Source organism: Verrucosispora sioxanthis, assembly GCF_010560025.1.
GTDB classification, from domain to species: Bacteria; Actinomycetota; Actinomycetes; order Mycobacteriales; family Micromonosporaceae; genus Micromonospora; species Micromonospora palythoicola.
This window is the reverse complement of sequence record NZ_SAIY01000005.1, coordinates 527,310-548,707: the sequence shown is the minus strand read 5'-3', so window position 1 is coordinate 548,707 and position 21,398 is coordinate 527,310. Positions and strand designations below refer to the sequence as shown.

The window sequence follows — 21,398 nt, the reverse complement described above, 5'->3', positions numbered from 1 at the left end:
CGGTCGCCTCAGCCGGCGTGCTTGCGGCGGGCGGCGGTGCGGGCCCGCTGGGTCTGGTCGAGCACGACCTTGCGGATGCGCACGGCGGCCGGGGTGACCTCGACGCACTCGTCCTCGCGGCAGAACTCCAGGGCCTGCTCCAGCGACAGCTTGCGCGGCGGGATCAGCTTCTCGGTCTCGTCGGCGGTCGACGAGCGCATGTTCGTGAGCTTCTTCTCCTTGGTGATGTTGACGTCCATGTCGTCGGAACGGGAGTTCTCCCCGACGATCATGCCTTCGTACACCTCGGTGCCGGGCTCGACGAAGAGCTGGCCGCGCTCCTGGAGGTTTGTCATCGCGAACGCGGTGACGCTGCCGGAGCGGTCGGCGACCAGCGAGCCGTTGTTGCGGGTCCGCAGCTCACCGAACCACGGCTCGTACGACTCGAAGACGTGGTGCAGGATGCCGGTGCCCCGGGTCTCGGTGAGGAACTCGGTGCGGAAGCCGATCAGACCGCGGGCCGGCACCAGCCACTCCATCCGGATCCAGCCGGTGCCGTGGTTGACCAGCTGCTCCATCCGGCCCTTGCGGGTGGCCAGCAGCTGGGTGATCGCGCCGAGGTACTCGTCCGGCGCGTCGATGGTGAGTCGCTCCACCGGCTCGCAGGTCCGCCCGTCGATCTCCCGGGTGACGACCTGGGGCTTGCCGACGGTCAGCTCGAACGACTCGCGGCGCATCTGCTCCACCAGGATCGCCAGGGCCAGCTCGCCCCGGCCCTGCACCTCCCAGGCGTCCGGTCGCTCGGTGGGCAGCACCCGCAGCGACACGTTGCCGACGAGTTCCTTGTCCAGGCGGTCCTTGACCATCCGGGCGGTGACCTTGGCGCCCTTGACCCGGCCGACCAGCGGCGAGTTGTTGGTGCCGATGGTCATCGAGATCGCCGGCTCGTCGACGGTGATCAGCGGCAGCGGGATCGGGTTCTCGGCGTCGGCGAGGGTCTCGCCGATCATGATCTCGGGGATGCCGGCGACCGCGATGATGTCGCCCGGGCCGGCACTGTCGGCGGGCTTGCGTTCCAGGCCCTCGGTCATCAGCAGCTCGGAGATGCGGACCCGCTGGGTGCTGCCGTCGGTGCGGCACCAGGCCACCGACTGGCCCTTGGCGATGGTGCCCTGCCGCACCCGGCACAGCGCGAGGCGGCCGAGGAACGGGGAGGCGTCGAGGTTGGTGACGTGCGCCTGCAGCGGGGCGCTCTCGTCGTACGCGGGCGGCGGGATGGTGTCCAGCAGGGTGCGGAACAGCGGCTCCAGGCTGTGGCTGTCGTCCGGCACCGAACCGTCGGCGGGCTGGGTCAGGGAGGCGATGCCGTCGCGAGCGCAGGCGTAGACGATCGGGAAGTCGATCTGCTCCTCGTCGGCGTCGAGGTCGAGGAAGAGTTCGTAGGTGTCGTCGACTACCTCCTTGATCCGGGCGTCCGGGCGGTCCACCTTGTTGATCACGAGGATGATCGGCATCCGGGCCTTGAGCGCCTTGCGCAGCACGAACCGGGTCTGCGGCAGCGGACCTTCGCTGGCGTCGACCAGCAGCACCACCCCGTCGACCATGGTCAGGCCACGCTCGACCTCACCGCCGAAGTCCGCGTGACCCGGGGTGTCGATGATGTTGATGGTGACCGGGTCGGAGCCGTCGGCGGGCAGGTAGCGCACCCCGGTGTTCTTGGCCAGGATGGTGATGCCCTTCTCCCGTTCCAGGTCCATCGAGTCCATCACCCGCTCGGTCACCTCGCCCCGGGCGCCATAGGCGCCGGCCTGCCGCAGCATGGCGTCGACCAGGGTGGTCTTGCCGTGGTCGACGTGGGCGATGATGGCGACGTTGCGGAGGTCCGTGCGAAGCTGCATGGGCTCCATCCTCCCGCCTTGGCGGTAGCGGCGTGGCGTCGGGGTCACCCCGGGTGGTCCCGCTCCCGCGACACCGCACTGTCACACTGGCAAGGCAGTCCTGCCGAGGTGATCCGGGGGCGCCGTGCACGATCTGCTCAGTTCGGTGCAGAGCCTGCCGCCGTGGCTGATCTACGTCGTGGCGGCGCTGATCGTGGCCACCGAGACGGCACTGATCATCGGGCTGGTCGCCCCCGGTGAGGCGACCCTGCTGCTGGTGGGCTTTCTCACGTACACCGGCACGCTGCGGTTCGGTCCGGCGTTGCTGGCGATGATCGCCGCCGCCGCGTTGGGTGACGCGCTGGCGTTTCGGGCCGGCCGGCGCTACGGGCCTCGGCTGCGGGCCAGCAGGTGGGGTGCGCGGGTGGGGCCGCAACGGTGGGCGCGTGCCGACGCGATGCTCGACCGGATGGGTGGTCGGGGTGTGCTGACCGCGCGCTGGGTGGCGTTCGCCCGCACGCTGGTGCCTCGGCTGGCCGGTGCGTCCGGCATGTCGTACCGCCGGTTCGCGCCGTGGAACCTGGCCGGGGTGAGCACCTGGGTGGGTGCCTCGGTGCTGGTCGGGCACCTGGCCGGGGAGTCGTACGAGACGGTCTCCCGGCTGCTGGGCCGGGCCACCGGAGCGGTGCTGGTGCTGGTGGCCGCGTTGGTCGCGTTGGTGCTGGCCGGGCGATGGCTGGGCCGAAACCCCGACCCGGCGCGGGCGCTGCTGACCCGGGCGGCCCGGCTGCCGCCGCTGCGGTGGCTGTCGGCCCGCTACGGGCTGCTGTTCTTCCTGCTGAGCCTGCGTCTCGGGCCGGCGTGGGCGTTGCTGGCGAACCTGGCGGCCGGGGTGCTGCTGCTGTTCGTGGTGGCGCTGGTGATCGCGTGGGTGCTGCGGGTGGTGGTCCGGCACAGCGGCCTGGCCCTGGTCGACGGGGTGATCGCCGGCTGGTTCGCCGCCCGTCGTACGCCCGACGCGGTGGAGGCGACCCAGGCGGCGGTGTCGCTGCTGCGTGGCTGGTCGCTGATCGTGATGGTGGCGGTGGTGGCCCTGGTGCAGGCCTGGCGGCAGCGGCCGTGGCGGGCTGACCTGCTCAGTGTGGTCGGCACGGTCGGCGCCTTCGTGCCGCTGGTGGTGCTCGCGGCCGTGGCGGACCTGGCCGCCGGTGGGCGGGTGGTGCTGTTCTCCACGCAGAACGTGGTGGTGACGGCGAGCCTGTGCACGCTGGCGTGGCTGGTGTCGCGGGGCGCCCGCTGGCCGGTGGCGGTGGCCGCGTGGACCGTCGCGGCGGTCAGGGTCGTCACCATCGGCGGTGCCCGGCTGTACCTCGGGCTGAGCACCGCCAGCGGCACCGTCGGCGCGGTGCTGCTCGGCGCCGCCTGGACGGCGGTGTTCATGGTGGCCTGGGCCACCCGGGACCGCGCGGTGTCCGGCCGTGGCTCCGCCGCACGGTGAGGCCGGTGCCGTCGCCGGGGCTGGGTTCGGCGGTCGCGCGGGCCACGCGCGCGGCGGGCAGCGGTGTCCGGGGTGGATTCGGCGACGGTCGCGCGGGGCCACGCGCGACCGACGGTAGCTGTTAGTGTGCGGCGGGTTGGTCACGGCCGGAGGAGGTCGACATGGGGCGCAGCGTCGCACGACGGGGCGTGGCGGTGGTCGCGGCGGTGCTGCTGCTGGCCGGCGCTGGATGCGCCACTGTGGACACTCCGGCGGCGGAGGTGCCGGCCCCGGTCGCGCTGCCGGAGGAGTTGCCGGACGCTTCGGGGAGCCCAGCGGTTCGGCGGTGCCGGAGGACGCGTCGGCGACACCGTCGGCGGTGGAGTCGATGGGTGCCGCGCCGAAGGCCACCCCCAGCGCCAGCGCGTCGCCGTCGGCGGCGAAGCGGAGCCCGAAGCCGAAGCGCACCACGGCCACCGCTCCCCGGACGGTGCCGAAGCCGCCGACGGAGAAGCAGGTGCCGCCGGACCCGCCGAAGCCGCCCGCGAGCGACTGCAAGCCCAGCTACAAGGGTGACCAGGCCAGCCGTGCGCAGGCAAAGGCGGCGCTGACCGAGGCGGCCGGGCGGACGTACTGGCCGACGTCGGCGCCGGACATCCGCATCCCGGTGAGCCTGATCAAGGCGACCGCATGGCAGGAGAGCGGCTGGCAGTCCAACATCGTGGCCTGCGACAAGGGCATCGGTCTGATGCAGGTGATGCCGGAGACCGCGTCCTGGATGAACCAGCGTTTCGGGCAGAGCTACGACGTGTGGGACTACCGGGACAACGCCTACCTCGGCGGCACCTTTCTAGCCTGGCTGACTAAGTACATCGGCGACATGTACTTCGACGCCGACTACCGGCTCGACGCCGACCTGTGCACCGCCGAGTTGGACTCGTGCCTGCTCAACGCGGTCATCGCCGCGTACAACTACGGGCACGGCGCGGTGGCCCCGGAGGGTAAGCCGCTGAACATCCCCAACGCGAGCTACGTGCGTAACGTCCGGGCGTTGATGACGGAGTGCGTCTGCCTCGGGTTCTGATCCGGGTTGATCCGGCCGGGCCACCAGAAGCGTTCCCCGAGCAGGAACGCCAGGGCCGGGACCACGACCGTGCGGACCAGCAGGGTGTCCAGCAGCACACCGAGGCAGACGATGATCCCGATCTGGGTGAGGGTGATCAGCGGTAGCACGCCGAGGACGGCGAAGACGGCGGCCAGCAGGATGCCGGCGCTGGTGATGACGCCGCCGGTGACTCTTAGTGCGGAGAGCATGCCCTCGCGGGTGCCGGCGGTGCGCGCGTCCTCGCGGGCGCGGGTGACCAGGAAGATGTTGTAGTCCACGCCGAGCGCCACCAGGAAGACGAAGGCGAGCAGCGGCACGGTGGTGTCCAGCGCGGGGAAGCCGAGCACGTGGTCGAAGAGCAGCCAGGCACCACCGAGGCTGGCGAAGTACGAGGCGACGACGGTGACCACGAGCAGCACCGGAGCGAGCAGGCCGCGCAGCAGCAGCACCAGCACGGCGCCGACCAGCAGCAGGATCAGCGGCAGGATGACGCGTAGGTCCTCGGCGTCGGCCTTCGCCGCGTCGTACGTGCCGGCCACGGTGCCGCCGACGATGGCGCCGGTCGGGGTGTCGCCGCCCGCGGCGGCGGGTGGTGCCGAGTCGGGTACGGCGGCGACCGCGTCCCGCAGAGCCGCCAGCGTCCGGTCGGAGGCGGTGGTACCCGGCTCGGCCTCGAGCACCACGTCGACCTGTGCGACGGTGGGGCCGGCGGTGCCGGGGCGGGCGGAGGCCACCCCGGGCACCTCGGCGGCGGCCGCGGTGACCGCCGGCACGGTGTCGGGTCGGGTCATCACCGCCACCGGTTGGGTGGTGCCGGCGGGGAACGCGCCGGCAGGGTCTCTGCCCCGGCGACCGCCTCGGGCTGCACCCGGAACTGCTCGGTCTCCGACAGTCCGGTGCGCAGGCCGAGATTGTCCAGGGCGAGTGCGGCCAGCAGCAGCGTGGCCAGGGCCGCGACCGGCACCGGGCGGCGGATCACGGCGGCGCCGAGGCGGCCCCAGACCCGGCCTTCCCGGCCTTCGCTGCCGACCCGGGGCACGAACGGCCAGAACAGGCGCCGCCCGAGCAGCACCAGCGCGGCCGGCAGCACGAGCAGAGCCGACGCCATGGCCAGCAGGATGCCGGTGGCGCAGGCGACGGCGAGGGCCCGGTTGAGTTCCCGCTCGCTGAGCAGCAGGGTGAGCACCCCGAGCATGACTGTGCCGCCGCTGGCGAGGATCGGTTCGGCGGTGCGGCGCAGCGCGGCCCGCATGGCCGCGAAGCGGTCCGCTTCCCGGCGTAGTTCCTCCCGGTATCGGGCGATCAGTAGCAGGGCGTAGTTGGTGGCGGCACCGAAGACGAGGACGCTGGCGATGCCGCTGACGGCTCCGCCGGCGTAGTTGATGCCGACGGCGGGGATGACCGTGTCGAGCGCCCGCAGCGCCACCTGTTCGGTGGCCGCCACGACGGCCAGCGGCACCATCCACAGCAGCGGACTGCGGTAGGTGACGAGCAGCAGCAGCGCGACGACCGCGGCGGTGACCGCGAGCAGGGTGGTGTCGGCACCCTCGAAGACCTTGGTGAGGTCGGCGGTGAAGGCCGGCGCGCCGGTCACCTCGACGGTCAGCTCCGCCGGTAGCGCGGCAAGTGCCTCGCGGACCTCGGCCACGGTGGCGGCGACCGCATCCTGACCGCCCTCGGTGCTCAACGGCACGGCGACCAGGGCGACCGAGCCGTCGGGAGACAGTTGCGGCGGAGAGACCTGACCGCCGACGGTGAGCCTGCCGAGGGAGCCGGTGCCGTCGGTGAGGGCGGCGCGGTCGCCGTCGGTCAGCGGCGCGCCGTCGTCACGGGTGACCACCACGATGGCCGGCTGGACGTCGCTGGCCGGCAGTTCCTCCTGCAACCGCTCGACCTGGGTGGACTGCCAGCGGGCGGACAGGCCGGTGGCGGAGACGGGTGCCGGGTTGTCGGGGGTGGGCAACCAGAAGACGGCCGTGCCCACGGCCAGCGCCGCGAGGATGGTGAGCAAGGCGTTCAGGCGACCGCCCGCCACGCGGGTGAACACGGACATCAGGACGACCCCCCAGTCGGCAAGTATCTAGACAGTCGAGATTTTCACTCATCAAGAAATATTCTGCAACCGGTGGAGAATCTCGACGGCCGAGACGCGGCTCCGGCTCGGCTATGCTGCGAACCCGGACCTCGGGAGGAAGCGCGGGACGTGGCAGCTCACGGTATGTACCGCAGGCGCGACACGCGCCGGGACGTGCTGGTCGCCGAGATCACGGCTGAGCTGCGGCGCTACGGGGTGGACGCACAGCACGTCGGGCACGCCTTCGCCGGCCAGCACGGCCTCAACGCCACCGACCTGCAGGCACTGATCGCCGTGATGGACGCCGAGCTGCTCGGCGATCCGATCACGCCGGGCCGGCTCGGCGAACATCTCGACCTCTCCTCCGGCTCGGTCACCGCCCTGATCGACCGGCTCGAACGCGCCGGACACCTGCGCCGGGACCGGGACACCACGGACCGGCGCAAGGTGCTGCTGCGCTACGCCGAACGCGGCGCCGAACTGGCGATGGGCTTCTTCCGGCCACTGGGCGAGCGCACCGACCGGGTGATGGCCGGGTTCGGCGACGACGAACTGGAGGTGGTGTACCGGTTCATGACGGCGATGGGCGCCTCCCTGCGGGAGCACCGGGACGAGGTCCGTGCCGCCCGCACCGAGCCGCACCGACGCCGGTCGGAGTGAGTCGTGCTGGATCGTCTGGCGGCCGGACTCGCCGCCGCCGCCCTGCGACTGCCACCGGCGCGGACCCGACGGGTCACCGTCACCCGGGACATCGCCCTGCGGGTACGCGACGGTGTGATCCTGCGCACCGACCACTACGCCCCCGACCTGCCCGCCGCGCCCACCGTGCTGATCCGTACCCCGTACGGTCGGGCCGGGCCGATGCGGCTGCTCTGCCGGCTCGCCGCCGAGCAGGGATTCCACGTGGTCATCCAGTCCTGTCGGGGCACCGGCGGCTCGGGTGGTGAGTTCCAGCCGTTCGTGCACGAACGCGACGACGGCCTGGACACGCTCGACTGGCTGCGCCGGCAGCGGTGGTGGACCGGCGCGTTCGGCATGTTCGGCGCCAGCTACCAGGGATTCGTGCAGTGGGCGCTCGCGGCGGACGCCGGCCCGCAACTGCGGGCCATGGTCGCGGTCGCCACCGCCTCGACCACCCGCGACTCCACCTACGCGGGGGAGTCGTTCGCCCTGGACACGGTGCTGACCTGGGCGGAGCTGCTGCAGGCGCAGACCGTGCCGTGGCTGGCCCGCCAGTGGGAGCTCAAGCGCGGCCAGCCGAGACTGGCCGCCGCCCTGGCCCACCTTCCGTTGATCGAGGCCGACCGGGTCGCCACCGGGGTCACCGTGCCGTTCTTTCAGGAGTGGCTGAGGCACCACACCCCGCAGGCCGACTACTGGCGCAGCCGGGTCTTCGACGACCGACTGCACCTGGTCGGCGCGCCGGTGGCGATGGTCAGCGGCTGGCACGACATCTTCCTGCCGGCCCAGCTGCGCGACTACACCGCGCTGCGGGCCACCGGCGCCCGACCGCGCCTGGTGGTCGGTCCGTGGACCCACGGCAGCCCGGGACTGTTCGTCGCCGCTCTGCGCGAGGGTCTGCGCTGGCTCGACACACATCTGTCCGACGAGGGGGCCGGCGAGGCCGCTCACCCGGCCGACGCGGCCGTGCGTCTGCACGTCGGCGGCGCGGGCGGCGGCTGGCGCGATCTGCCCGACTGGCCGCCACCCGCGGACGTCGTCCGGTGGTACCTGCATCCGGCGGCGGCTCTCAGCCCCGCGGACCCGGTGCCGTCGCCGCCGGACGGATTCTGGTACGACCCGGCCGACCCGACGCCGTCGCTCGGCGGCCCACTGCTGGTGGCCCAGCGGGCCGGACCGTTCGACAACCGTCCGGTCGAGGCCCGGCCCGACGTGTTGACCTGGACCAGCGAGCCGTTGACCGCCGCGATCGAGGTGGTCGGGCCGGTACGCGCCGAGATCCATCTGCGCAGTGAGCTGACGTACCTGGACGTTTTCGTCCGGCTGTGCGACGTGGACGCCCGGGGGCGTTCGTGGAACGTCTGCGACGGGTTGGTCCGGCTCGATCCGCAGCGGTTTCCCGCCGACGGCACCGGCGCGGTCGTGGTGCCGGTCGAGATGTGGCCGACCGCCCACCGCTTCGCCCCCGGGCACCGACTGCGGCTCCAGGTCTCCGGCGGGGCTCATCCCCGCTACGCGCGCAACCCCGGCACCGGCGAACCTCTCGGCGCGGCTGTCACACTCCGTCGTGGATTCCGGGAGATCATGCACGACCCGGATCATCCGTCCGCAGTGGTCCTACCGGTCGTCCACTCTGCCTCCCAGGCTTCTCCAAGCTGAATCAGGGCGACCCTGAGCTGGGCATATACCAAAAGAGCGAGCTATCGTGGTGATACGCCCGGCGCCGTGCACCCGATTGGCCGGGCCCGCCGGTGAGCCTCTCCACCGCGTACGCGGTGTCACTGTCGTGCCTGGTCCCCGACGAGTAAACGAAGGGGGATCCATGACGCGGGCACCGGCAAATCTTCTCGCCGTTCGTCGTCTGCTGCTTGAGCATCTCAACCGCGATCCCAACCGCAGCCGCGACGCCGACCTCGAACCCAACGAGGTCGGCATCGTCGGCGACGCCAACCACCGAGGGGGCTACCACTGCGGGTCGGACCGGGTCGTCACCAACGACTACTCGGTGGTCGAGTCACCCCGCGACCGCAACGGACTGACCCTCGACGCCGCCGCCCTGGACGTGGGAACGTTTCGGCTCAACTCCGGTGGCCGTACCCACGACCTGTTCACGTTCTCGACCTGGTGCGTGGCGCAGTGCGTCGCCAACGCCCCGGACACCCGCGACATCCGCGAGATCATCTATTCGCCGGACGGCAACGTGGTCCGGCGCTGGGACCGGCTCGGTCGACGCAGCACCGGCGACCGGTCCCACCTGTGGCACACCCACTTCAGCTTCTTCCGGGACTCAATCAAGGCGAACCGCGACCAGCGGCCCCTGTTCCGCCGCTACCTGACCACCATCGGACTGCTGAACCCCGAGGAGGGGGAGAACGAGATGACACCCGAGGAGCACAACTGGCTCAGGACCGTCCACCGCAACCTCACCGTGCTGGACGGACGCAACCCCATCGGGCAGACCTACACCCGGACAACCATGGGCGAGGACCACACGGACCCCGACTTCCGGGTCTCCCACCCGACACTGCGCAGCATCGGCGCCCAGCTCACCGCGCTGCAGAGCACGGTGAACTCACTGATGAACCGGGACTTCACCGACGAGCAGGCGATCGTCACCGGTGTGCTGGCCGGTCTCTCCCCGCAGGAGATCGCGGCGGCGATTCCGCCAACCGTGGCGGAACAGGTCGTCAGTGAGTTGAGTCGGCGGCTGGCGGCCTGAGGCGACGTCCCGACGAGTGGCGGCCGGTACCGGCCGCCACTCACCGCCGTGCGATCAGCCCCGCGGGACCGGTACGAGTCAGAGCGGACGGACGTTGTCCGCCTGCGGGCCCTTCTGCCCCTGGGTCACGTCGAACTCGACCTTCTGGCCCTCACCCAGCTCTCGGTAACCGCTGGACTGGATGGCCGAGTAGTGGACGAAGACGTCGGGCCCTCCGCCGTCCTGCTCGATGAAGCCGAAGCCCTTTTCGGAGTTGAACCACTTCACGGTGCCGGTTGCCATGCGTACTCTCTCCCTGTTCCATGCGGGCGACCGTCGGCTTCCGTGCCGGTGATCGCCCAGTACCTTCCCGACAGTAACCGGTGAATAGCGGATTTGCCGGGCGAAGCGCCTCAGGTGATGCGGCGGATGGCGCCGACCGACGGGCGCGGTCGGGGTTCACCCTCAGGGGCTCCGTCGCGAGATAGGGGAGGAAACCGGATGTCCGCAGTGGCGGACAGGCCCTAGCGTACGGGACATGGTGGACCAGTTGGCCCAGGTCGGAGAGCTTCCCGTGGTGGTGCTGATGGCAGTGCTCGGGGTGGTCATGCTCTTCGACGCGGTGCCGCTGTTCGGGGTCCTGGTGCCCGGTGACGTGGCGGTGCTCGCCGCCGTGGCCGTCGGCACCCCCACCACCGGGCTGGCGACCTTCGTCGCCGTGGTCACCGGTTGCCTCACCGGCTGGTCGCTGAGCTTCCTCGTCGGTCGGTTGTGGGGCGACCGGTTGCGGCACAGCCGCTTCGGCGGATGGGTCGGCGAGACGCGGTGGGCGGCGGCGGAGGGCATCCTGCGCCGCGACGGCGGTCGACTGGTGCTGATCGCGCCCTTCCTGCCGGTGTTCAACGCGCTGCTGCCGCTGGCCGCGGGCGGGCTGCACATGTCGTACCGGCGGTTCCTCGGGTTCGCGGCGCTCGGTGCCACCGGCTGGACCGGCCTCTACCTGGCGGTGGGTACCGCGTCGCGGACACTGGCCGGGCTGCTGCCCGCCGGCGCGAGTCCACTGCTGGTGACCATGGCCGGCGGACTGCTGCTGGCGGCCCTGGTGTTGCTCGGCACCCGGCGACGGTTGCGCACCGTCACCCGCTGACCCCGCTGGTCAGGGCCGGTCAACGCCGCCAGGCGGTCCTGGAACTGATCGAACCGGGGGTGGTCGTCGCACCCGTGCGGCAGGATCGTGCAGGTCCGCAGAGCTGCACGACGCGCTTCCGTGAGGAGTTCCGCCATGAGCGCCGCACCGCCACTCATCCGTCGCTACTTCGCGCTCGCCGGCGAGGCCGACAGCGACGCCTACTTCGCGCTCTTCGCCCCCGACGCCGTGGTCGAGGACGAGGGCAGGACCTACGCGGGCATCGCCGAGATCCGGGCCTGGCGGCAGGAGGTGCCGCTGGTGTCGTACGAGATCACCGACGTGGCGCAGACGCCGGAGGGGACGGTGGTGACCGCCACCATCACCGGCGACTTCCCCGGCAGTCCCTTCGCCGGCCTGCGGTACCGCTTCGAGGACTACGACGACAACCAGATCCGGCGCCTGCGCATCGCGCCCTGACCTGCGCGGCGGTCACCAGCCACGGGCGCGCCACTCGGCCAGGTGGGGGCGTTCCGCGCCGAGCGTCGAGTCCCGGCCGTGCCCGGGGTAGAACCAGGTCTCGTCGGGCAGCCGGTCGAACAGCTTGTGCTCGACATCGTCGATCAGCGCGGCGAACCGCTGCGGATCCCGGTCGGTGTTGCCGACCCCACCGGGGAAGAGGCTGTCGCCGGTGAACAGGTGCGGCACGCCGGCGGGGTCGCGGTAGAGCAACGCCACCGAGCCCGGGGTGTGGCCCCGGACGTGGATGACCTCCAGGGCACAGTCGCCGACCGGCACCTCGTCGCCGTCGGTGAGGGTCTGCGCCTCGATCGGCAGCCCCTCCGCGTCGTCGGTGTGCACCAACGCACGGGCGCCGGTCTTGGCCACGACCTCCTCCAGACCGACCCAGTGGTCCATGTGCTGATGGGTGGTCACCACCGCGGCGAGGCCTGCGTCGCCGATCAGCTCCAGCAGGCGGGGCGCCTCGTTGGCGGCGTCGATCAGCACCTGCTCACCGGTGCTGCCGCAGCGCAGCAGGTACGCGTTGTTGTCCATCGGACCGACCGACACCTTGGTGATGGTCAGCCGGTCGAGTTCGCGTACCGCCGGCGGACCGCCGGGGGTGACTTCTCCGCTGTAGGTCATGGCTTCCTAGATCCATTCGGGTGGGCGGGGCAGCTGTCCGTCGGGGGTGACGGTCAGGGTCGTGCCGGGGTCGCGACCGGTCAGCCACGCGGCGAGTTCGGCGGCCGAACCCGCGACGACCGGTGCCTGCACCCGATCGCCGAGCACCAGTTCGTGGCCGCTGCCGTCGAAGCGCAGCACCATCGCCGGTACGTCGCTGCGGTCGGCGAAGCCGCTGGTCACCTCGTGCAGCAGTCGGTGACCGAAGTCCGGTGCCCAGTCCGTGTGCCGGTAGCCGGCGGCCAGGTCGACGTGGTGGATCTCCAGCTCCCGCAGCCGGCCCCAGACGAGCAGGGCCGCCGGCCGCGAGCCGTGCAGGGTCTCCACGTTGGCACCCCACGCCGACACCGGCATCGCGGCGACGGCCTCGGCGAACCGGTCCGCGCTGCGTCGCAGGTCGTCCAGGTGCTCCTCCGACGCACGCGCGGCACCCGCCTCGATGTCGGCGGTCCGGGCCGCGGCGCTGGCGTACATCGGGATCGGCGCTCCGGTTCGCGCCGAGGTGAGCAGGTTGACGAAGCCGTCGGCATTGCGACAGACGTGGGTGAGCACGTGTCCTCGACTCCATCCCGGAAGCAGGGACGGGGCCGCGAGGTCGGCGGCGTCGAAGGTGGCCGCCGTCCGCAGCAGACGCGCCGTGGCGTCGTCGACGTCGCCGGTCAGCAGCAGCGGGTCCAGGGTCACGCTGCTGACCCTAGTGGCCCGCGCCCACCGCGTCGCCGGGGAATTCACTTCCGGCGTGGCGCGGCCCGACCTACCGTCTGTGCCAGCGACTCCTCGGCCGGACGACCGGCGGGGGTCGACCAGGTTCGTGCGCGGCGCCGGAGCGGAGGAGGTGGTGGTCATGCCGGTCACCGCACCCGTGTATCACCCGCACCGACACTGAACGAGGAGCCATGACCATCTCGCTGACCGCCCTGGGCTGGGACACCGACCGGGCGGCACATCTGCGACGCATCCGTACCGACAACCGTCCCGGCCGGGTGGCCCGCGTCGACCGGGGCGTCTGCACCGTGCTCACCGAGGACGGGCCGGTGCGCGCCTCGACCGGTGGGGCCCTGCTGGCCGCCGCCGTCGGCGACGCCACCCGGCTGCCCGGCGTGGGCGACTGGGTGCTGTTGTGCGCCTGGCCGGACGGGCGGACGACGGTGCAGGCGGTGCTGCCCCGCCGTACCGCGTTGATCCGGCGCACCGCCGGTAAGGACGCCGGTGGTCAACTGCTGGCGGCCAACCTGGACGTGGTGGCCGTGGTGGAGCCGGTGCACCCGGCACCGGACGCCGCCCGTATCGAGCGGCTGCTCTCGCTGGTCCACGAGTCCGGTGCCCGGCCACTGATGGTGTTGACCAAGACCGACCTGGCGGCCGCCCCGGCGGCGGTGGCGCGTCAACTCGCGGCCCTCGCGCCCGGTGTGCCGGTGCTGCCGGTCAGTGCCGAGCGCGGCACCGGGCCGGCGCTTGCGCGCCGAAGTCGGTCCGGGCCGCACCCTCGGGCTGCTCGGTCCCTCCGGTGCCGGCAAGTCGAGCCTGGTCAACGCGCTCGCCTCGGCGGTGGTGATGCCCACCCAGGCGATCCGTCGGGTGGACGGCAAGGGCCGGCACACCACCACCTGGCGGGCGTTGGTGCCGCTGCCGGGCGGGGGTGCCGTGGTGGACACGCCCGGGGTTCGGGCCGTCGGCCCGCCTGACGGCGCGGCCGGGCTCGACCGGGCCTTCGCCGACATCGCCGACCTGGCCGCCGACTGCCGGTACGGCGACTGCGGGCACGAGGCCGAACCCGGCTGCGCGGTGCGTGCCGCACTCGACGACGGTGCGCTGACCGCCCGCCGCTACGAGAACTAGCGCCGGCTGCAACGGGAGATCAACCACGAGACCCGTCGCCGTGCCAGCCGCCCCACCCGCGTGTCCCGCACCACCCGCCGCACCCCCCACCCCCGCTGAGCAGCGACCCCTCGTGGCTCCTTCCGGCCCGCGATCATGCGGTGTCGGCTGTCGGTACGAGGTCTTTTGACCACTTTCGGGACCTGCCGGAACCGCATGGTCGGCGGGCCGGAGGGACGGCGTGGGATGTCGGGGTGAGGGAAGTTGTCGGAGGGCGGGTCTACAGTTGCCGGGGCGCACTCTCCGCGCTGACACAACCGCTGGGTTCACCGCAAAAGCGGACAGATCTTCCTCTACGTTCTCACCCGGGAGTACACGGACCGTGGCCGACCGTTTGATCATCCGTGGCGCACGCGAGCACAACCTGCGTGACGTCAGCCTCGACCTGCCCCGGGACGCCCTCATCGTGTTCACCGGGCTGTCCGGGTCGGGCAAGTCGAGCCTGGCCTTCGACACGATCTTCGCCGAGGGGCAGCGCCGGTACGTCGAGTCGCTGTCGTCGTACGCCCGGCAGTTCCTCGGCCAGATGGACAAGCCGGACGTCGACTTCATCGAGGGCCTGAGCCCGGCCGTCTCCATCGACCAGAAGTCCACCTCGCGCAACCCCCGCTCCACCGTCGGCACGATCACCGAGGTCTACGACTACCTGCGGCTGCTCTTCGCCCGGGTCGGCGAACCGCACTGCCCGGTCTGCGGCGAACGGATCTCCCGGCAGAGCCCGCAGCAGATCGTCGACCGGGTCCTCGCGATGGCCGAGGGCACCCGCTTCATGGTGCTCGCTCCGGTGGTGCGGGGCCGCAAGGGGGAGTACGTCGACCTGTTCGCCGAACTCCAGGCCAAGGGGTACGCCCGGGCCCGGGTCGACGGGGTCGTGCACCAGCTCACCGACCCGCCGAAGCTGAAGAAGCAGGAGAAGCACACCATCGAGGTGGTGATCGACCGGCTCAGCGTCAAGTCCAGCGCCAAGCAGCGGCTGACCGACTCGGTCGAGGCGGCGCTGGGCCTCTCCGGCGGTCTGGTCCTGCTCGACTTCGTCGACCTGGCCGAGGACGACCCCGACCGGGAGCGGCGCTACTCCGAGCACCTGGCCTGCCCCAACGACCACCCCCTGGCGATCGAGGACCTGGAACCCCGGGTCTTCTCCTTCAACGCGCCCTACGGCGCCTGCCCGGAGTGCACCGGCCTCGGCACGAAGAAGGAGGTCGACCCGGAGCTGGTCGTCCCCGACCCGGAGCGCAGCCTGCGCGAGGGGGCGATCCAGCCCTGGGCGACCGGGCACAACCTGGAATACTTCCTGCGGCTGCTGGAGGCGCTCGGCGAGGCCGAGCACTTCGACGTCGACACGCCGTGGCGGGCGTTGCCGTCGCGGGCGCAGAAGACGATCCTGCACGGCTCCGACGACCAGGTGCACGTGCGCTACCGCAACAAGTACGGCCGGGAGCGCTCGTACTACACCGGCTTCGAGGGCGTGGTGCAGTGGATCGAGCGCCGGCACTCCGACACCGAGAGCGAGTGGTCGCGGGAGAAGTACGAGGGCTACATGCGCGACGTGCCCTGCGCGGCCTGCGGCGGGGCCCGGCTCAAGCCCGAGGTGCTCGCGGTCACCCTGGCCGGGCGCAGCATCGCCGAGGTGTGCAACCTGTCGGTCGGCGAGTGCGCCGACCTGCTGGCCGGCATCGAGCTGACCGACCGGCAGAAGCTGATCGCCGAGCGGGTGCTCAAGGAGATCAACGCCCGGCTGCGCTTCCTGCTCGACGTCGGGCTGGACTACCTCTCCCTGGACCGCCCGGCCGGCACCCTCTCCGGCGGTGAGGCGCAGCGCATCCGGTTGGCCACCCAGATCGGTTCCGGCCTGGTCGGGGTGCTCTACGTGCTCGACGAGCCGTCGATCGGCCTGCACCAGCGGGACAATCACCGGCTGATCGAGACGCTGGTTCGGCTGCGCGGCCTGGGCAACACGCTGATCGTGGTCGAACACGACGAGGACACCATCCGCACCGCCGACTGGATCGTGGACATCGGTCCCGGCGCGGGCGAGCACGGCGGTCGGATCGTGCACAGCGGCTCGGTGCCGGCGCTGCTGGAGAATGCCGAGTCACTGACCGGGGCGTACCTGTCCGGCCGGCGGGAGATCCCGACGCCCCAGGGCCGCCGCCCGCAGACCCCCGGGCGGGAGCTGGTGGTGCACGGGGCCCGCGAGCACAATCTGCGCAACCTGACGGTGAGCTTCCCGCTCGGCCAGCTGATCGCCGTCACCGGGGTCAGCGGCTCGGGCAAGTCGACCCTGGTCAACGACATCCTGTACGCGGTGCTCGCCAACCAGATCAACGGCGCCCGGCTGGTGCCGGGCCGGCACACCCGGGTCTCCGGCCTGGACAACGTCGACAAGGTCGTCGGCGTCGACCAGTCGCCGATCGGCCGCACCCCGCGCTCCAACCCGGCCACCTACACCGGCGTCTGGGACCACGTGCGCAAGCTGTTCGCCGAGACCACCGAGGCCAAGGTCCGTGGGTACGGGCCCGGGCGGTTCTCCTTCAACGTCAAGGGCGGTCGCTGCGAGGCGTGCTCCGGCGACGGCACCATCAAGATCGAGATGAACTTCCTGCCCGACGTGTACGTGCCGTGCGAGGTCTGCAAGGGCGCCCGGTACAACCGGGAGACCCTGGAGGTGCACTACAAGGGCAAGACCGTCTCCGACGTGCTGGAGATGCCGATCGAGGAGGCGGCCGAGTTCTTCTCCGCCATCCCGGCCATCCACCGGCACCTCAAGACGCTCGTCGACGTGGGGTTGGGCTACGTACGGCTGGGGCAGCCCGCGCCGACCCTCTCCGGTGGCGAGGCGCAGCGGGTCAAGCTCGCCTCGGAGTTGCAGAAGCGTTCCACCGGGCGGACGGTCTACGTGCTCGACGAGCCGACCACCGGTCTGCACTTCGAGGACATCCGCAAGCTGCTGCTGGTGCTGGAGGGTCTGGTCGACAAGGGCAACACGGTCATCACGATCGAGCACAACCTGGACGTGATCAAGAGCGCGGACTGGCTCATCGACATGGGTCCCGAGGGCGGCCACCGGGGCGGCACCGTGCTCGCCACCGGCAGCCCGGAGGAGGTCGCCGAGGTCGCCGAGAGCCACACCGGGCAGTTCCTGCGTACCGTCCTCAAGCTCGACGGCGCGGCGAAGGGCGCCGTGGCGGCCACCGCCCGGGCGGCGAAGGCCAACGGTGGCCGAGCTCGTGGCGGCCGCAAGGCCGCCACCGCCGCGCGCTGATCCACCACGGGGTCGGCGGGCGCCTGACGGCCTGGCGCGCCCGGGTGGCCGATCGGGTGAACCGCCGGGCAGAGTGGTGCGTGTAGGGGAGAGTGGCCACAGATCATGCACCGGAGTCACCGACGGAGGGCGAGGCATGGGCGAGCGCAACGGAGCACTGGCATGAGCGAGGAGCAGGTGCCGGCCGGGCCTGACGTGCGTACCCGCCGAGCCCTGCTCGCGGGGGCGGGGGCGGTCGGCGCGGCGGTGCTGGCCGCCTGCGGCGGTGCGGACGACGACGGCGCACCGAGCCCGGGGCCGCAGATCACCAACACCGGTGACGCCGGCGGCGGGGACCGTGAGGGTGCCCAGTCACTGGCCCGCACGACCGACATCCCGGTCGGCGGCGGTGCGGTCTACGCCGCCCAGGGCGTGGTGATCACCCAACCCACCGCCGGGGAGTTCAAGGGGTTCGACCCGGTCTGCACCCACCAGGGCTGCCCGGTGTCGAACGTCGACGGTGGCACCATCAACTGCACCTGCCACGGCAGCAAGTTCTCCATCGAGGACGGCTCCGTCAAGGCCGGTCCGGCCACCACCCCGCTCCCGGCCAAGAACATCAAGGTCGACGGCGACCAGATCGCGCTGGCCTGAGCCAATCGAAGGCGGTCGCGGCCGGGACGGTGTCGTCCCGGCCGCGACCGTCGACCTCACTGGGCGTATACCGACATCTCCCACAGTGAGAAGCCGTAGGAGGTGCCCCGGGTCAGCCCGTACATCCGCACGTACCGGGCCTGCTGGGGAGCGAAACTGACCACGTCGGTCCCGCCGTCGCCGGTGCTGGTCGACCAGGCCGACCGCCAGGTGGCACCGTCGGTGGAGACCTCCACCCGGTACGACCGGGCGTAGGCGGCCTCCCAGGCCAGGGCCACCCGACCGACCTGCCGGACCGATCCGAGGTCCACCCGCAGCCACTGGTTGTCCGACCACGAACTGGCCCACCGGGTGCCCAGGTCGCCGTCCACGGCACGGCCGGCACCGTTGAACAGCTGACTGCTGGAGGCGGCGACCGGGCGGCCGGCGGCCAGGTTCGTCAGGTCGTCGCCGCGCCGGGCGGGAAACGAGACCACCTGCTGGTAGGTGGGACGGTTCTGCCAGGCGATGGTGGCGTGCTTGATGCCGCCCAGCGGCGACTGGACGATGGCGTCGGCGCACCACTGGTCGCCGGCGGCGCAGGTCTCGTCACCCGGATAGGTCTGCGTGGCCGGCGTGGTCGCCGCCGTGCGCAGGGTGTCGAGCAGGATCTGCCGGCAGGCCGCGAGGTCGCCGTCGCCGCAGAAGGTACGCCCCGGCCCGCCGGCCACCGGGTCACCCAGGACGGCCCGCAGGTCCTTGTCGACCCAACCCCACCACCCGTACTGGAAGGCCGAGCCCTTGTGCGTCTGGGCGCTGTTCGCCGACGACGGCAGGTTCGACACGTCGCCCTGTTGGTGGCCGGAGGGTGACTCGTTGACCTGAAGGGTGTTGACCAGGGACTGGTACAGCTCCGCGCCGAGCGGGGCCCGGAACATGCCCCGGACCAGCAGCGGCCACCAGGCGTCGAGGGTCCGGATCGCCTCGGCGTGCTGGTAGACCCTGCTGCCCCTGGCCGTCTCCACGCGTAGCGCGCCGGCCTGCCGCCACGCCTTCAGCCGGGCGATCTCGGTGGCCAGGGCGGCGTCGGTGACCGGTTGGCTCTCCAGTACCCGGAGCAGCTCGCCGAGCACCTCGGCGCCGCGCAGGTCGGTGAGCCCGGCCCGCTGCACCAGCTCGGTGAGCGAGGCCCGGTCGAAGGTGCGACCCGCCGCGAGTGCGGCCTTCACCGGCTTGTCCAGCAGGTCACCGCGGTGCACAGCGCCGAAGCTGAAGTTGCCGTCGGCGGCACCGAAGTCCTTGGCCTGCTTGTTGTTCCAGCTGACGTAGTAGTCCTGGTTCGCCGACTGCGGGTGGGCCGACGCCGGCGCGTACCGGGCGGTCCCGGTCTCCGGGTCGAAGTCCTGCCACTCGTACGCCCGCTCGGCCTTCATCGGCAGGCTCGGATTGCTGCCGGACGCCCGTAGCGGGTTGAGTCCGGAGTTGAAGTACGCCGACTCGGTGGAGTTGACGTAGAACCAGTTGAACGCGTACTCGACGTTGTTCGCCGAGGTGAAGAACGCCGCCGCGGAGCCCATCTGGGTCGGGTCGTTGTACATCTGGAAGCCGATCGCGGAGTCGGCCTCCCGCCCGTAGGTGGCGCGCAGCTTCGTGAAGGCGTGCGGCACCCCGCCGACGGTGCCCCGCCACGCCACCAGGCCGAGCTTCGTACGCCAGGCGACGAGCTTGTACGACCCGGCGGCGGTGCCGTCGGCGACGGTCGGGCTCCACCGGTTGACGTGGGACAGCTCCTCCATCGCCAGGCACTGCCCTCGGAACAGGTAGTGGTCGCTGCCCAGCGTCGGCGTGCCACCGCCGGGTACGCAGAGCGGCACCGCGTACGTGTCGGTGATGTCGTGCACGGAGGAGGTGGCGCTCCAGGCGTAGTCCTGGCCCCGGCCGAGCAGGACGTACAGGTTCAACCCGGCGAAGGCGGCGCCTCGGGCGCTGATGCCCGGCCCCTGCAACTCCTGGACCATCAGCAGTTGGGGTGAGAAGTAGCCGGTCTGCGGCCCGAAGACCGCCACCGGATGCCCGCTGGTGGAGTGCGCGGCGGAGATCACCGCCGCGTTGGACATGCCCCGGTGCGCCGGGTCGATGGTCAGCCCGGACAGCGCGGCGGCCAGCTCCGAGGCGCTGTTCGAGCCGGTGGTGGTGGCGGAGCCGGTCGGGTCGGTGACGACCGGCTCGACCCGGGCCGAAGCAGCGTCCGGCAGCACCACGCTCGGCGCGTCGGGGGAGGCGTCGCCGTACGGGAAGCTCTGCCCGTCGTGCAGGGTCAGCACGGTCTCCGGGTCGTTCTGTCCCCGGAAGCCCTGCCACACCCGGTCGCCCTCGACCGGGCCGAACTTGGCCCGGGCGGCGATGCGGACCAGCGCGGACTGCATCTCCGTGCCGCCCCCGCCACCGAACAGGCCACCGACGACGCCGGCGATGGCGACCAGGTCGGTCAGCACGAACGGTTCGGGCCCACCGGCGTTGGTGATCGCGTCGAGGTGCCCGGTGAGCACGTACTCGCCGGGGCAGTTGCGGTTGGCCATGCAGGTACGGATGTAGGCGTTGATCCCGGCGATGTATTCCTGCACGTCGGTGTAGAGCTGCTCACCGCGCTCACCCTTGCGGCGCAGCGCGGCGACCTGCGCGGTCAGGTCGGCCTCGGTGTACGGGGAGGTGCGCCAGACGCTCTGCTCCAGCGCCCGGTTTCCGGGTGCCCCGCCCGCGAACGGGGTCAGGGTGCCCCGCCCGACGTGCCGCAGCAGGTCCATGGTGAACAGCCGGTCCTCAGCCCCGGCGTAGCCGGCGCCGAACATGGTGCCGGCGCGGGTGGTGCCGGTGATGTGCGGGACACCGGTGGCCCGGTCCCGCAGGATGCGCACGTCCGAGCGGGGCGAGTAGTCGCGTTCCACCTGGCTGGGCGCGACGCCGAAGGAGGCGTCGTGGAAGAAGGTGTCGATCTGGTCCTCGCGCAGCCCGGCGTAGCCGTAGACGAGGTCGGCGTACCTGCCGAGCTGGTCGGCAGAGTGCCGGGGCAGGGTGCCGAAGGCCTGGTTGCCGAGGATCTCGACGAGGGTGGCGTTGCCGTTCTGGCCGGGCGGCAGGATCTCCGAGCATTCACCGAGGCAGTAGTCGTTGGCGGCGTTCGCCGTCAGGGTGCTCACCGTGCTGTCGACGGAAGCGGTGGTCGCGGCGGCGGTGGTCGGGGCGGCGGTGGTCGGGGTGGCGACGAGGAGGGCGGCGACGGCGGTGGCGGTCGCGGCACCGGCGAGCAGCCGACGGGCGGGAGTGTGACCGGTCATGGCGATCCTCTGTGGACGGGGGCCATCGGACGGGATCATTACATGAAGAACATTCGGTTACTGGATGGTAGGCCGCCGTGCCCGAGATTGGAAGATATCGATCGAG

The 21,398-nt window shown here is 71.7% G+C and carries 14 protein-coding genes and 2 pseudogenes; 10 read left to right on the top strand and 6 right to left on the bottom strand.

The genetic code is table 11. The annotated features are described in order from the left end of the window. Nucleotides 1-8: 8 nt before the first annotated feature. Nucleotides 9-1,877 (bottom strand): translational GTPase TypA, encoded by a 1,869-nt coding sequence (typA, locus tag ENC19_RS18165; RefSeq protein WP_164448306.1) that lies wholly within the window; start codon nt 1,875-1,877, stop codon nt 9-11. A 124-nt stretch (nt 1,878-2,001) separates the two neighbouring features. Here typA and ENC19_RS18160 point away from each other — a divergent pair, with 124 nt between their 5' ends. Next, on the top strand, nt 2,002-3,354 hold the full coding sequence (locus ENC19_RS18160; RefSeq protein WP_164448305.1) for a DedA family protein: 1,353 nt from the start codon (nt 2,002-2,004) through the stop codon (nt 3,352-3,354). A 325-nt stretch (nt 3,355-3,679) separates the two neighbouring features. Then, nucleotides 3,680-4,417 carry a transglycosylase SLT domain-containing protein gene (locus ENC19_RS18155; protein ID WP_408058080.1) on the top strand — a complete coding sequence of 246 codons (738 nt, stop codon included), beginning with the start codon at nt 3,680-3,682 and terminating at the stop codon, nt 4,415-4,417. On the opposite strand, the pseudogene ENC19_RS18150 reads toward ENC19_RS18155, so the two are convergent. After that, nucleotides 4,363-6,491 (bottom strand): annotated as a pseudogene (locus ENC19_RS18150) (MMPL family transporter). The gene ENC19_RS18155 and the pseudogene ENC19_RS18150 overlap by 55 nt on opposite strands. Nucleotides 6,492-6,656: 165 nt before the next feature. Here ENC19_RS18150 and ENC19_RS18145 point away from each other — a divergent pair. The 3 genes from ENC19_RS18145 (at nt 6,657) to ENC19_RS18135 (ending at nt 9,912) form a co-directional block, all read left to right on the top strand. Continuing rightward, complete coding sequence (locus ENC19_RS18145) at nt 6,657-7,172, top strand: MarR family winged helix-turn-helix transcriptional regulator (RefSeq protein WP_164448395.1); 516 nt, start codon at nt 6,657-6,659, stop codon at nt 7,170-7,172. Between the two features lie 3 nt (nt 7,173-7,175). Continuing rightward, complete coding sequence (locus ENC19_RS18140) at nt 7,176-8,852, top strand: CocE/NonD family hydrolase (RefSeq protein WP_164448303.1); 1,677 nt, start codon at nt 7,176-7,178, stop codon at nt 8,850-8,852. Nucleotides 8,853-9,015: 163 nt separating this feature from the next. Next, on the top strand, nt 9,016-9,912 hold the full coding sequence (locus ENC19_RS18135) for a hypothetical protein (protein ID WP_164448302.1): 897 nt from the start codon (nt 9,016-9,018) through the stop codon (nt 9,910-9,912). A gap of 78 nt (nt 9,913-9,990) precedes the next feature. On the opposite strand, the gene ENC19_RS18130 is transcribed toward ENC19_RS18135, so the two are convergent. Beyond that, nucleotides 9,991-10,194 carry a cold-shock protein gene (locus ENC19_RS18130; RefSeq protein ID WP_164448301.1) on the bottom strand — a complete coding sequence of 68 codons (204 nt, stop codon included), beginning with the start codon at nt 10,192-10,194 and terminating at the stop codon, nt 9,991-9,993. Between the two features lie 235 nt (nt 10,195-10,429). Between ENC19_RS18130 and ENC19_RS18125 the strand changes: the two genes are divergently transcribed. Together ENC19_RS18125 and ENC19_RS18120 are read left to right on the top strand one after the other, a co-directional pair. Next, nucleotides 10,430-11,038 (top strand): DedA family protein, encoded by a 609-nt coding sequence (locus tag ENC19_RS18125; protein ID WP_164448300.1) that lies wholly within the window; start codon nt 10,430-10,432, stop codon nt 11,036-11,038. A 135-nt stretch (nt 11,039-11,173) separates the two neighbouring features. Then, nucleotides 11,174-11,497 carry a nuclear transport factor 2 family protein gene (locus ENC19_RS18120; protein WP_164448299.1) on the top strand — a complete coding sequence of 108 codons (324 nt, stop codon included), beginning with the start codon at nt 11,174-11,176 and terminating at the stop codon, nt 11,495-11,497. A 12-nt stretch (nt 11,498-11,509) separates the two neighbouring features. Here the strand turns inward: ENC19_RS18120 and ENC19_RS18115 are convergent, their stop codons facing one another. Together ENC19_RS18115 and ENC19_RS18110 are read right to left on the bottom strand one after the other, a co-directional pair. After that, nucleotides 11,510-12,163 carry an MBL fold metallo-hydrolase gene (locus tag ENC19_RS18115; RefSeq protein ID WP_164448298.1) on the bottom strand — a complete coding sequence of 218 codons (654 nt, stop codon included), beginning with the start codon at nt 12,161-12,163 and terminating at the stop codon, nt 11,510-11,512. Nucleotides 12,164-12,169: 6 nt separating this feature from the next. Next, nucleotides 12,170-12,886, bottom strand: a complete 717-nt coding sequence (locus tag ENC19_RS18110; RefSeq protein ID WP_164448297.1) for a maleylpyruvate isomerase family mycothiol-dependent enzyme — start codon at nt 12,884-12,886, stop codon at nt 12,170-12,172. 212 nt (nt 12,887-13,098) lie between these two features. On the opposite strand from ENC19_RS18110, the pseudogene rsgA reads away from it, so the two are divergent. From rsgA to ENC19_RS18095, 3 genes and pseudogenes are all read left to right on the top strand, one after another. After that, nucleotides 13,099-14,140, top strand: a pseudogene (rsgA, locus tag ENC19_RS31875) (ribosome small subunit-dependent GTPase A). Between the two features lie 262 nt (nt 14,141-14,402). Continuing rightward, nucleotides 14,403-17,345 carry an excinuclease ABC subunit UvrA gene (gene uvrA / locus ENC19_RS18100; RefSeq protein ID WP_164448296.1) on the top strand — a complete coding sequence of 981 codons (2,943 nt, stop codon included), beginning with the start codon at nt 14,403-14,405 and terminating at the stop codon, nt 17,343-17,345. A 162-nt stretch (nt 17,346-17,507) separates the two neighbouring features. Further along, nucleotides 17,508-17,978 (top strand): Rieske (2Fe-2S) protein, encoded by a 471-nt coding sequence (locus tag ENC19_RS18095; protein WP_164448295.1) that lies wholly within the window; start codon nt 17,508-17,510, stop codon nt 17,976-17,978. Between the two features lie 56 nt (nt 17,979-18,034). Here the strand turns inward: ENC19_RS18095 and ENC19_RS18090 are convergent, their stop codons facing one another. Further along, the gene (locus ENC19_RS18090) at nt 18,035-21,292 is read right to left on the bottom strand and encodes a penicillin acylase family protein (protein ID WP_164448294.1); all 3,258 of its coding nucleotides are present in this window, start codon (nt 21,290-21,292) and stop codon (nt 18,035-18,037) included. Between the last annotated feature and the right edge of the window lie 106 nt (nt 21,293-21,398).

Excerpts from the sequence above, each read along its gene's own strand:
- typA (WP_164448306.1), bottom strand. The coding sequence starts at position 1,877 with ATGCAGCTTCGCACGGACCTCCGCAACGTCGCCATCATCGCCCACGTC.
- ENC19_RS18125 (WP_164448300.1), top strand. The coding sequence starts at position 10,430 with ATGGTGGACCAGTTGGCCCAGGTCGGAGAGCTTCCCGTGGTGGTGCTG.
- ENC19_RS18090 (WP_164448294.1), bottom strand. The coding sequence starts at position 21,292 with ATGACCGGTCACACTCCCGCCCGTCGGCTGCTCGCCGGTGCCGCGACC.
- ENC19_RS18095 (WP_164448295.1), top strand. The coding sequence starts at position 17,508 with ATGAGCGAGGAGCAGGTGCCGGCCGGGCCTGACGTGCGTACCCGCCGA.
- ENC19_RS18115 (WP_164448298.1), bottom strand. The coding sequence starts at position 12,163 with ATGACCTACAGCGGAGAAGTCACCCCCGGCGGTCCGCCGGCGGTACGC.
- ENC19_RS18145 (WP_164448395.1), top strand. The coding sequence starts at position 6,657 with ATGTACCGCAGGCGCGACACGCGCCGGGACGTGCTGGTCGCCGAGATC.
- ENC19_RS18130 (WP_164448301.1), bottom strand. The coding sequence starts at position 10,194 with ATGGCAACCGGCACCGTGAAGTGGTTCAACTCCGAAAAGGGCTTCGGC.
- ENC19_RS18120 (WP_164448299.1), top strand. The coding sequence starts at position 11,174 with ATGAGCGCCGCACCGCCACTCATCCGTCGCTACTTCGCGCTCGCCGGC.
- ENC19_RS18135 (WP_164448302.1), top strand. The coding sequence starts at position 9,016 with ATGACGCGGGCACCGGCAAATCTTCTCGCCGTTCGTCGTCTGCTGCTT.